Here is a 10,951-nt window from a genome sequence, read left to right as displayed (position 1 = left end):
TCATGTATAGGGCGAACGCTCTATCGTGGGTTCAAATCCCACGCTCTCCGCCATAAGATAAAAGACGATCACGGAGGTGGTCGTCTTTTTTTATCCTTCATCAAAAGCGTGTTTTCGGCCAACATTTTCTTTACCCATATGGATACCGTCGCTCATACTGTTTTGCCGCATCATGCCCTGCAGGGCTTTTTGACTATGCACGGTGTGTCCGATTCTATCATGCCCGAAGATTTAATAAGGGGACCGGTGGTACCTCTTTTAAGAATAAGATATAATATAGTATATAAAGAAGGAGGCGTTCGTTGTTGATGTCTCCTTTTGCGGTATCTGATAAGTGACGGAATCCCGTGAACCCGTCGATATTTTCCTTGCATTTCAAGGCTCGATGTGATAAACTATTCTAGCATAGGTTTTGAATGATTGATATAGAAAGAGGTGTAAGTGGTGAAAGAAGGTATTCATCCGAAGTATTATACGAATGCCAAGGTAACTTGCGCATGCGGCAATACGTTTGAAACAGGTTCTACGAAACCGGAACTGCGTGTTGAAATTTGCTCTCAGTGCCATCCGTTCTTTACGGGTCAGCAGCGTGCTCAGCAGGCTCGTGGCCGTATCGAACAGTTCAATAAACGTTATGGTAAAACAGCTAAATAAGCAGCAGTACAAGTGGGCAGCAGAGCAGAAATGCTCTGCTCTATTTGTATGTGGAGAAAGGGAGGTAGCGCTTTGAAGAAACCGAAGATTTATGTCGGCGGTCAGGCTGTCATCGAAGGGGTTATGATGCGCAGTCCCGATACCATTGTCACGGCCGTACGGACGCCGTCCGGTGAAATTACGGTAAAAAAAGAGGCCATTCGGTCCATTTCCGAACGATTCCCGATTCTGAAGAAACCCTTTTTACGGGGAACCATTGCCTTGGTCGAGTCTCTGATCTACGGCATGAAGAGCCTGTCTTATTCGGCTCAGGCTGCCGGTGAAGAAGAGGAACAACTGTCGAACTGGCAGATGGCCCTGACCATGGCTGTCTCCGTTCTCTTGGCCATCGTTTTTTTCCTGGTCATCCCTACATATGCTGCTAAATTCATTCCCGGCGTTACGGACAGTGCCTTTCGGCTCAACGTCGTCGAAGGGGTTTTGCGCCTGGCTATATTTCTATTATATATAAAGGCCATTTCCATGACGGCAGACATCCGCCGGGTCTTTGAATATCACGGAGCCGAGCACAAGACGATTTGGACTTATGAATCAGGCGAAGAGCTGACCGTTGAAAATGTCATGCGCCATACCCGCCTTCATCCGCGGTGCGGCACGAATTTTCTGCTCATCGTCATGGTCGTTTCAATCTTCGTCTTTGCCTTTTTAGGCTGGCCGAGTTTCATCGAACGCGTCTTGTCCCGTATCATCCTCATGCCCGTCGTTGCCGGTATCAGTTATGAAATGATACGCTTGGCCGGGCGCACGACCAATCCCGTCATTCAAACCATATTCCGACCGGGTCTTTGGCTTCAATATCTGACGACCCGCGAACCGCACGCCGACCAGATAGAAGTTGCCATCGAAGCCATGAAGGCCGCAAAACCAGCTGACGACGGCGACGTTACCGAGATAAAGTAAGGAGAGAATAATGAGCTCATTTATGGATAAAGTCCAGGCCGTGGAGAATAAATTCATCGACCTGGAACAGCAAATCAGCGACCCTGCGGTCATTGCCCGCCAGGAAGAATGGCAGAAACTGACGAAGGAACACGCGTCGCTCATGCCCCTCGTCGAAACGTTCCGCAAGTATAAAGACATTACCAATACGATTGAAGGGGATCAGGAAATCTTAAACGATCCCGACAGTGATGATGACCTCATCGCCATGGCTAAGGAAGAAATGAACGGTCTTACAAAAGAACAGGCCGACCTTGAAGATCAGCTGCACATCCTCATGCTGCCCAAGGACCCGCGGGATGACAAGAACGTCATCATGGAAATCCGCGGCGGTGCCGGCGGCGACGAAGCAGCCCTCTTTGCCGGTGACTTGTTCCGCATGTATATGAAATATATCGAAAAGCAGCCCGGCTGGAAAACGAGCATCATCAGCTCCAATGAACCGGAATTGGGCGGCTTTAAAGAAGTCGTATTCTCTATCGAGGGATCCGGCGTCTTTGGCAAGCTGAAATATGAATCGGGCGTCCACCGCGTCCAGCGCGTTCCCGTTACCGAAGCCGGCGGCCGTATCCACACGTCGACGGCGACCGTTGCCGTTCTGCCGGAAGCAGAAGACGTCGAAATCGACCTCAATATGGACGACGTCCGCGTCGATTATTTCCGTGCCTCCGGTGCCGGCGGTCAGCATGTCAACAAGACGAGTTCTGCTGTCCGCATGACCCACATTCCGACGGGCATGGTCGTCGAATGTCAGGACGAACGGTCGCAGCTGGAAAACCGCGCCAAAGCCCTCCGTGTCTTGAAAGCCCGCCTCCTCGACCAGGCCCAGCAGAAGGCCGACGCCGAACTGACGGAAGAACGGCGCAGCCAGGTCGGTACGGGCGACCGCAGTGAACGAATTCGTACATATAACTTCCCTCAGGGCCGGGTAACGGACCACCGCATCAACCTGACCCTGTACAAACTCGATAACATCTTAAACGGTGACATCGACGAATTTATTCAGGCTCTGGCTGAAACCCGCCGGGCTGAACTGATGAAAGAAGCCGAAAATGAATAAGATTTGGACCATCGGTGCCTTGCTGCAATGGACTCAACAGTACTTTGCAGAAAAAGGCATCGATTCACCGCGCCTGGATGCGGAAATCCTTTTGGCCCACGTCTTAAAAAAAGAGCGGATTTATTTATATGCCCATTACGATGAGCCCATGAACGGTGAAGAACTGGCGGCTTATCGGGAACTGGTGAAAAAGCGGGGCAGCCGCTTGTCCGTCGCCCATATTCTCGGAACCAAGGCCTTTATGGGTCTTGACTTCAAGGTCAGCCAGGATGTGCTCATCCCGCGGCCGGAAACGGAAATGCTCGTCGAAACGGTTGCAGTGGCTGCCAAGGGAACGGCGCCGGTCATCATCGACGTCGGGACGGGGAGCGGGGCCATCCTGCTCAGCCTCTTGTCCTATTTGCCGGAAGCGACGGGAATGGGCATCGATATATCTCCGAAGGCCTTGGCCGTAGCTGCTGAAAACGGCCGGCATTTAGGCTTGGAAGAACGCGTGACCTGGATGGAAAGCGACTTGTTGGCTAAGGTACCGTCCATGGCCTGCGACTGGCTGGTATCGAATCCGCCTTATTTGACGGCCAAGGATATGGTCGAGCTTCAGCCTGAAGTTCGTCATGATCCGGAACTTGCCTTATACGGCGGCGACGACGGCCTTTCTATCTATCGCAGGCTGGCCGCTGAATCGCCGGCCTATGTCAAAGGCGGCGGCCATTGTGCCGTCGAAATCGGTGCCGGCCAAGGGCCTGACGTCATCGATATTTTCTGTCAGACCGGTGCCTATGACTATGAGCAGACCGTCAAAGATTACGGCGGCATCGACCGAGTCCTGTTATTTACAAGAAAAGAGTAGTAGACAATGAAGCAGACGAAACTTGTAGAAATTACGGATATAGAGCAACAGAAAGAGATTCTTGAAGAAGCTGGAAGGATTATTCGTGCCGGCGGCCTCGTCGTCTTTCCGACGGAAACGGTGTATGGTATCGGTGCCAACGGCCTCGATGCCGATGCCTGCCGCAGCATCTATAAAGCGAAAGGGCGTCCCAGCGATAATCCCTTGATTTTGACCGTTCCCGACGAAGAAGGCGCCCTTCAGGCGGCAGCGGTCATCTCGCCGACGGCTCAGAAATTGATGAACTATTTCTGGCCCGGTCCCTTGACCATCGTCCTGCCCCGAAAGGCCGTCGTTCCCGATGCAGCTACAGGGGGCCTCGATACGGTAGCCCTTCGCTGTCCCGATCACGATATCTGCCGGGCTTTTCTGCGCTGTGCCGGTGTTCCTGTAGCCGGCCCCAGTGCCAACTTGTCGACCCGGCCCAGTCCGACGACGGCAGCTGAAGTCATGCACGACATGGACGGACGTGTCGATATGGTCATCGACGGCGGCCCCTGCCACATCGGCGTCGAATCGACGATCGTTGAATGTAATGGCGACGATAAGGTTACCATTCTTCGTCCCGGCGGCGTCACCATCGAAATGCTGAAGGAAATCGTCCCCATCGTCGAGATGGATACGACGTTAGTGACGGGCAAGGGCGTTCCCAAGGCGCCGGGTATGAAGTACCGTCATTATGCACCGTCGGCGCCGATGACTGTCGTCGTAGGCTCGACCGATAAGGTGACGGAAAAAATCCAGTCCCTGTACGAAGAGCTTAAGGGTGAAGGGAAGACCGTCGGCTTTTTAGTCAGTGAAGAAGTGGGCAGCCATTTCCCGCACAAAAATATGTACGTCTGGGGTCATCATGACGATAAAGATGCCCTGGCCAACCAGCTCTATACAGGTCTGCTCTCTTTTGACAGTGACGTCGTCGATGTCATCTTAGCAGAAGGCGTCGATGATGAAGGGCTCGGCCTTGCTATCATGAACCGTATGAAGAAAGCTGCCGGCGGTCATGTCATCGTCGTCGATTAAGGCTTTTCCGAAGTGACAGGAAGATGTATAATAAAATTGAATTATACCAGCATACAGGGGAGGATCTAATGATGAAATTAGTACTTGGCGCCGACCACGGCGGATTTGAACTGAAGGAAAACATCAAAGAATATTTGAAAGAAGAAGGCATTGAATTTACCGACTACGGCACCTTGAGCGGCGATCGCTGCGATTATCCCGACGTTGCCAAAAAAGTTGCTGAAGCCATTGCCGACGGTACCTTTGACCGGGGCATCCTCGTTTGCGGCACCGGTATCGGTATCAGCATTGCTGCCAATAAGGTCCACGGTATCCGGGCGGCTCTCTGCCATGATACGTTTTCTGCAGAATACTGCCGCCGCCATAACGACGCCAACATTCTGACCATGGGCGGCCGCGTTATCGGACCGGGCCTGGCCAGAGAAATCGTTCGTATTTTCCTGTCCACCGGCTTTGACGGCGGCCGTCACGCTGAACGCGTTGCTAAAATTGCCGACATGGATAAATGAGGAAGGAGTATTCACACATGCACGTACAAGTAATGGATCATCCGCTTATTCAGCATAAAATCACGCTCATGCGCAAAAAAGAAACGGGGTCGAAAGATTTCCGCAACCTCTTAGAAGAAATCACCATGCTCATGGGCTATGAAATCACGCGGGATCTGCCTCTCGAAAATGTAGCCATCGAAACGCCGGTCGCTTCCATGACGGGCAAGCAGATCAGCGGTAAAAAACTGGGCATCGTCCCCGTTCTCCGTGCCGGCCTGGGTATGGTTCAGGGCATGCTCAACCTCATCCCCATGGCAAAGGTCGGTCATATCGGCCTGTATCGCGATCCGCAGACACTGGAACCGGTTGAATATTACTGCAAGCTGCCTGACGTAGAAAACCGCGATTTCATCATCGTCGATCCCATGCTGGCGACCGGCGGCAGTGCATCGGCAGCCATTACGCTGCTCAAAGAAAAGGGTATCAAGAACATTAAGCTCATGTGCTTAGTAGCTGCTCCGCAGGGGGTTCAGAAGGTCAATGCCGACCATCCTGACGTTCGCATCTATGTTGCAGCCCTCGACGATACCTTGAATGACCAAGGCTATATCGTGCCCGGTCTCGGCGATGCCGGCGACCGCATCTTCGGTACGAAATAAGCGACTTTTATTACGGCCTATATAAAAATCACCTCCCATTCCGAGAATGGGAGGTGATTTTGTCTGTTAATGGCCGCAGAGAGCGAGGCTTTGAATCGATTCTAATTCATAAGGCGTTTCCTGATAGACGATATTCAGCCAGTTGTGATAGAAGAGGTGGGCATAGCTGCACCAGGTGAAATACGGTTCTTTCGTATCGTTGTCGTCCGGGTAGTAGCCCTTGGGGACGGCGATGGGCAGGCCTTTTTTCTTATCCCGTATATATTCCTCTTCTAAGGTCCGCCGGTCGTATTCGAAGTGGCCGAGGACGAAGAAGCGGCGGTGATTCGGCGTGCCGATGATGTTGATGCCGTTTTCGGCGGAGCGGGATAAGATTTCCAGCTCCGCCGTATTGTAGACGGCGATATCGTCAATGGCCGTGTGACGAGACTGGGGAATGAAGTAGCGGTCATCGAAACCCCTCAAGAGCGGGTGATGCTTCTGGGTCAGTCGGTATTCGAAGATACCGAAGAGTTTTGACGGCAAATCCCGCTTTTCGATGCCGTAGTAGTGGTAGAGCCCGGCCTGAGCACCCCAGCAGAAGAGGAGCGTTGAAAAGGCATGGGTCTCGGCCCAGTCAAAATAGGTCTTCATTTCCGGCCAATAGTCGACGTCTTCAAAAGGCATCTGTTCTACCGGAGCCCCGGTGATGATCAGGCCGTCGTAATATCGGTCCTTGATGTCCTCGAATACGTAGTAATTTTCATCCAAGTACGAGGCATCGGTATGGGTGCTCTGATGCATTTCGGTGTGGCAGAAGTCGACTTCGACCTGGAGCGGCGAGTCGCCGAGAAGGCGGAGCAGCTGCAGCTCTGTCGGCTTCTTCAAAGGCATCAGGTTGAGGATGAGGATGTGCAGGGGCCGGATGTCCTGATGGAGGGCCAGCCCCTTATCGATGGTGAAAATCCCCTCGTCGTGCAGTTTTTCTTTGGCGGCAAGCCCGTCGGCAATTTTAATCGGCATAATCCGGTCCTCCCTGCGAAAAGATACTTAAATAGATTCCAGTGCGTTTTCGACGGCGGCTAAGAGGTCTTCAATGTTTTCGAGACCGATGGAGATGCGGACCGTACCGGGCGTAATGCCGCAGGCGCGCTGGGCTTCTTCCGAAAGCTGCTGATGGGTCGTCGAAGCCGGGTGAACGAGGAGCGACTTGGAGTCGCCGACGTTGGCCAGATCCGAGAAGATATCGGCGCTGTCGATGAATTTGCGGGCTGCCGTATAGCCGTCTTTGAGTTCAAAGGAGAAGATGGAACCTGTTCCCTTGGGGAAGTATTTCTGAGCCAATTTATAGTACGGCGAAGACGGCAGGGACGGATAGTTGACCTTGGCAACTTTGGGGCTGTTTTCTAAGAAATCAGCGATCTTCTGGGCATTGGCAACGTGGCGTTCGATGCGCAGCGACAGCGATTCAAGGCCCTGGATGAGGAGCCAGGCGTTGAACGGGCTGATGCAGGCGCCGAGGTCGCGGAGGGCTTTGGCGCGGATACGGGTGACGAAGCCGGCACCGGGAATATCTTTGGCGAAGTTGACGCCGTTATAGGACTGATCCGGCGAAGCGAATTCTTTGAAGCGGCCCGAAGCAGCCCAGTCGAACTTGCCGTTTTCTACGATGAGGCCGCCTAAGGTCGTGCCGTGGCCGCCGATGAATTTCGTAGCCGAATGGACGACGATGTCGGCACCGTGGTCGAGAGGACGGAAGAGGAACGGCGTTGCAAAGGTATTGTCGACGATAACCGGCAGGCCGTTTTCATGGGCAATGGCTGCGATGGCTTCAAAGTCGGGAATATTGATGGCCGGGTTGCCCAGGCTTTCGAGGTAAATGGCCTTGGTCTTGTCGTTGATGTATTTGGCAAAGGACTGCGGATCGTCGGGATCGGCAAAGTGCGTCGTAATGCCGAGGTGTTTGAAGGTTTCCGTAAAGAGTTCGACCGTGCCGCCGTAAAGGGTAGGAGCGGCGATGATTTCGTCGCCGGCGCCTGCCAAGTTGATGATGGAGTAGGCGATAGCCGATGCGCCGCTGGCCGTAGCCAGAGCTGCCGTGCCGTTTTCAAGAGCGGCGATTCGTTTTTCCAGGACGTCCTGAGTCGGATTGGTCAAACGGCTGTAGATGTAGCCCGGATCTTTTAAAGCGAAGCGGTCTTCTGCCTGCTGCGTATCTTTAAATACGTAAGACGTCGTCTGGTAGATAGGAACGGCACGGGAACCCGTCGTCGGATCCGGAACCTGACCTGCATGCTGCTGTAACGTTTCGAATTTGTAGTTTTTGTTTTCGCTCATAGTACATTTCCCCCTGATATCATAAAAAATATAATGTAGTATAAACTTGAAAGCCTTGTAATAAAAAAAGCTTCCATCCCTATGTAAGGGACGGAAGCACCGTGATACCACCCAATTTCACCTATCCTTCACAGGATAAGCCTCTTCAGGTACGCAGGCAAATCTTGCCCTCAATACCTTAGCACTGTAACGGGTGCGCCCGGACGGTCTAATTATTCGACCAGCCTGCTCGGAGTCCATCTTCCACGATGCTCTCTGCATTCCCTTTCACCAAATGGGAACTCTCTGTGCCAAATCCTATCGTGTACTCTTCTCTTCATTGCAACACTATCAAGTTGTTGACGTAAGTCTATCACCAAACAGGGGGTCTTGTCAAATGATTTTTCAAAAAAATTTCAAGAAATTTCAGGTTAAACGTTCTAATATAAAGAACCTGCTTTAATATATAATGATATATACGGTATGCAAAAGGAGCATCATGAATGATGCAGGGAGAGAAACGCCTCTTTAGACGACGATTGTCAAGACCTTATTTGAAAAAAATAAAATAATTGTTGACAAGGGACGGCAAAATCTGTAAAATAAATAAGTAAGCTTTTCACTTGGACTCCATTAGCCCCGGAGAAAGAGCACCAAAAGCTTGGTCAGTTAGTTAATCAGGGAGGAATTACACAGCATGAAAACTACATTTATGGCCAATGCAGGCAACATCGAACGTAAATGGTTTGTTGTTGACGCTGAAGGCCAGACATTAGGCCGTCTTGCTGCCGAAGTAGCTAAAGTTCTTCGGGGAAAACATAAACCTACTTTTACCCCGCATGTCGATACAGGCGATTTTGTAATTGTAGTCAACGCAGCAAAAGTTAAATTGACTGGTAAGAAGTTAATCCAGAAGACCTATTTCCATCATTCCGGTTATCCCGGTGGATCTAAATTCACTCAGGCCGGCCATCTGCTCGAAACACGGCCGGAACGTGTTGTAGAAATGGCAGTTCGCGGTATGCTCCCGAAAAATAAATTGGGTGAACAGATGTATCGCAAACTGAACGTCTATGCAGGTGCTGAACATCCGCATCAGGCTCAGCAACCTGAAGTTTTGAAGTTAAACATTCGCTAATTAATACCGGGAGGAAGATTTCATGGCAGTAGCACAGTACTACGGCACTGGCCGTAGAAAGACATCCGTTGCTAGAGTTCGTCTGGTTCCGGGTCAGGGTAACATCACCGTCAATAAAAAAGAATTGAACGCATATTTCGGTCGTAAAACGCTGGAATTGGTTATTAAACAGCCCCTCGTACTTACGGGTGTAACCGAACAGTACGACGTCATCGCTGACGTTAAGGGCGGCGGTCCGTCCGGTCAGGCCGGCGCAATCCGCCACGGCATCAGCCGCGCTCTGTTGGAAGTCGACAGCGATTTCCGTCAGGCTCTGAAAAAAGCCGGTTTCCTCACGCGTGACCCGCGTGAAAAAGAACGTCGTAAATACGGCCTCAAGAAAGCTCGTAAAGCTTCTCAGTTCTCGAAACGTTAATATTTTTCCAAGATATTTTCGTCAAACCTATGCAATTAAAAAGGGGTATCTCACAATGGGTTTCCATTCTGGGACCCCTTTTTTATATCCTTTTGCAGGGAAGCCCTCGGCTGGCAGAAAGGGTCCCGGTACCTTCGGTGCGGGACCTTTTTGGCGTAGATCAAACTGGTCTCAGAGCGGTAAAGATGATAAAATGGATAATAAAATAAATTATATCATTTTCGCCGCAAAGGGGGACTTCCTATGTTTACCTACTATATGCCGACGCAAGTGTTTTTTGGAAAAGACTGCATTGCCGAGTCTGGCCGAGTCTTAGCTGATTTGGGAAACCGGGCCTTATTGGTGACAGGCCGCCGTTCGGCCAAGGTCAACGGATCCCAAGATGCCGTTACCCGAAAACTCGATGAATTGGGTATTGAATGGCATCTTTTTGATGCCGTTGAAAACAATCCCTCTATCGAGACGATTCGCCGAGCGGCAGGTCTTGCTAAGGAAAAGAACGTCGATTTCATCATCGGTATCGGCGGTGGTTCACCTATGGATTCAGCTAAGGCCATTGCCCTTCTCTGCACGAATGATCTTGACGATGAACAGCTTTTCAAAGGGCCTTATAAAAAGCCTTTGCCCATCGTTGCTGTACCGACGACGGCCGGAACGGGGAGTGAAGTGACCAAGGTCAGCGTCTTGACCAATGACGAAGCCGGGACCAAGCAGTCTATCCATACGCCCTTCATCTTTCCTGCCTATGCTTTTGCCGATCCGACCTTTACGGAAAGTGTGTCCCAGAAGGTTACCATCGATACGGCCATCGACGCCTTGAGCCATGCTGTGGAAGGCTATATGTCGACCTTGTCGACACCCATGAGCGACGTTTGGGCTGAAGAGGCCATGCGTTTTATCGGTGTTCATCTGACCGATTTGAAGGGCGAGCTCAGCTATGTCATTCGAGAGGATTTGCTCTACGGTTCCATGCTGGCCGGCACGACTATTGCCCAGACGGGAACGACGATGATTCACAGCATGGGCTATATGCTGACCTATTACCGAGGCATCAGCCACGGCCGGGCCAATGGCCTCCTTTTCCCAGCTTATATGCGGCTCATGGAAGAGACCATGGCCGACAAGGCGGATCGAGTATGGTCCATCCTGGGACTTTCTGGGAGTGATGATTTTACGGCGCTCATGAATGATCTCATGGGGGATGTAGTCGGCCTTAGTGAAGACGAAATTGAACAGTTTGTAACCATGACCCTACCGACCAGCGGTATCAAGCATACGCCTTATGATCTGACGGCGGACGACTTGAAGACGATTTACAGACAACTGTAATC

Annotated in this window: 13 protein-coding genes and 1 other annotated feature; of the genes, 11 read left to right on the top strand and 2 right to left on the bottom strand. The window is 51.5% G+C overall.

Annotation, left to right across the window (positions count from 1 at the left end):
• The 8 genes from QZQ46_RS09290 to upp form a co-directional block, all read left to right on the top strand.
• Nucleotides 1-309: hypothetical protein (locus QZQ46_RS09290; RefSeq protein WP_296829109.1), on the top strand; the 309-nt coding region annotated here is incomplete at its 5' end.
• Nucleotides 310-444: 135 nt separating this feature from the next.
• Entirely contained in the window at nt 445-654 is a 210-nt protein-coding gene (rpmE, locus tag QZQ46_RS09285; RefSeq protein ID WP_287771515.1) for a 50S ribosomal protein L31, read from the top strand.
• A 72-nt stretch (nt 655-726) separates the two neighbouring features.
• Nucleotides 727-1,614, top strand: coding sequence for a DUF1385 domain-containing protein (locus QZQ46_RS09280; protein WP_296829106.1), 888 nt, complete (start codon nt 727-729; stop codon nt 1,612-1,614).
• A gap of 10 nt (nt 1,615-1,624) precedes the next feature.
• A complete protein-coding gene (gene prfA / locus QZQ46_RS09275; RefSeq protein WP_296829104.1) occupies nt 1,625-2,713 on the top strand; it encodes a peptide chain release factor 1 in 1,089 nt (362 codons plus the stop codon).
• Nucleotides 2,706-3,563, top strand: a complete 858-nt coding sequence (gene prmC, locus QZQ46_RS09270) for a peptide chain release factor N(5)-glutamine methyltransferase (RefSeq protein WP_296829101.1) — start codon at nt 2,706-2,708, stop codon at nt 3,561-3,563. Before prfA ends, prmC begins: the two co-directional genes overlap by 8 nt.
• Nucleotides 3,564-3,569: 6 nt before the next feature.
• Nucleotides 3,570-4,622, top strand: a complete 1,053-nt coding sequence (locus QZQ46_RS09265; protein ID WP_296829099.1) for an L-threonylcarbamoyladenylate synthase — start codon at nt 3,570-3,572, stop codon at nt 4,620-4,622.
• Nucleotides 4,623-4,693: 71 nt separating this feature from the next.
• Nucleotides 4,694-5,131 (top strand): ribose 5-phosphate isomerase B, encoded by a 438-nt coding sequence (gene rpiB, locus QZQ46_RS09260; protein WP_296829111.1) that lies wholly within the window; start codon nt 4,694-4,696, stop codon nt 5,129-5,131.
• A gap of 17 nt (nt 5,132-5,148) precedes the next feature.
• Complete coding sequence (gene upp / locus QZQ46_RS09255; RefSeq protein WP_296829097.1) at nt 5,149-5,772, top strand: uracil phosphoribosyltransferase; 624 nt, start codon at nt 5,149-5,151, stop codon at nt 5,770-5,772.
• A gap of 66 nt (nt 5,773-5,838) precedes the next feature.
• Here the strand turns inward: upp and metA are convergent, their stop codons facing one another.
• Nucleotides 5,839-6,774, bottom strand: coding sequence for a homoserine O-succinyltransferase (gene metA / locus QZQ46_RS09250; protein WP_296829096.1), 936 nt, complete (start codon nt 6,772-6,774; stop codon nt 5,839-5,841).
• A 27-nt stretch (nt 6,775-6,801) separates the two neighbouring features.
• Nucleotides 6,802-8,088 (bottom strand): O-acetylhomoserine aminocarboxypropyltransferase/cysteine synthase family protein, encoded by a 1,287-nt coding sequence (locus tag QZQ46_RS09245; protein ID WP_296829094.1) that lies wholly within the window; start codon nt 8,086-8,088, stop codon nt 6,802-6,804.
• Between the two features lie 83 nt (nt 8,089-8,171).
• Nucleotides 8,172-8,417: a binding site (T-box leader), on the bottom strand.
• Between the two features lie 347 nt (nt 8,418-8,764).
• Between QZQ46_RS09245 and rplM the strand changes: the two genes are divergently transcribed.
• The 3 genes from rplM to QZQ46_RS09230 all read left to right on the top strand — a co-directional run bounded on the left by rplM (nt 8,765) and on the right by QZQ46_RS09230 (nt 10,949).
• Nucleotides 8,765-9,205, top strand: coding sequence for a 50S ribosomal protein L13 (rplM, locus tag QZQ46_RS09240; RefSeq protein ID WP_062412212.1), 441 nt, complete (start codon nt 8,765-8,767; stop codon nt 9,203-9,205).
• Nucleotides 9,206-9,227: 22 nt separating this feature from the next.
• A complete protein-coding gene (gene rpsI, locus QZQ46_RS09235; protein WP_296829092.1) occupies nt 9,228-9,620 on the top strand; it encodes a 30S ribosomal protein S9 in 393 nt (130 codons plus the stop codon).
• Between the two features lie 243 nt (nt 9,621-9,863).
• Complete coding sequence (locus QZQ46_RS09230) at nt 9,864-10,949, top strand: iron-containing alcohol dehydrogenase family protein (RefSeq protein ID WP_296829090.1); 1,086 nt, start codon at nt 9,864-9,866, stop codon at nt 10,947-10,949.
• Nucleotides 10,950-10,951: the final 2 nt, after the last annotated feature.

The organism is uncultured Megasphaera sp., assembly GCF_900539295.1.
Classification (GTDB): domain Bacteria; phylum Bacillota; class Negativicutes; order Veillonellales; family Megasphaeraceae; genus Megasphaera.
The sequence above is the reverse complement of the archived record's forward strand: the minus strand, read 5'-3'. Positions and strand labels throughout refer to the sequence as shown.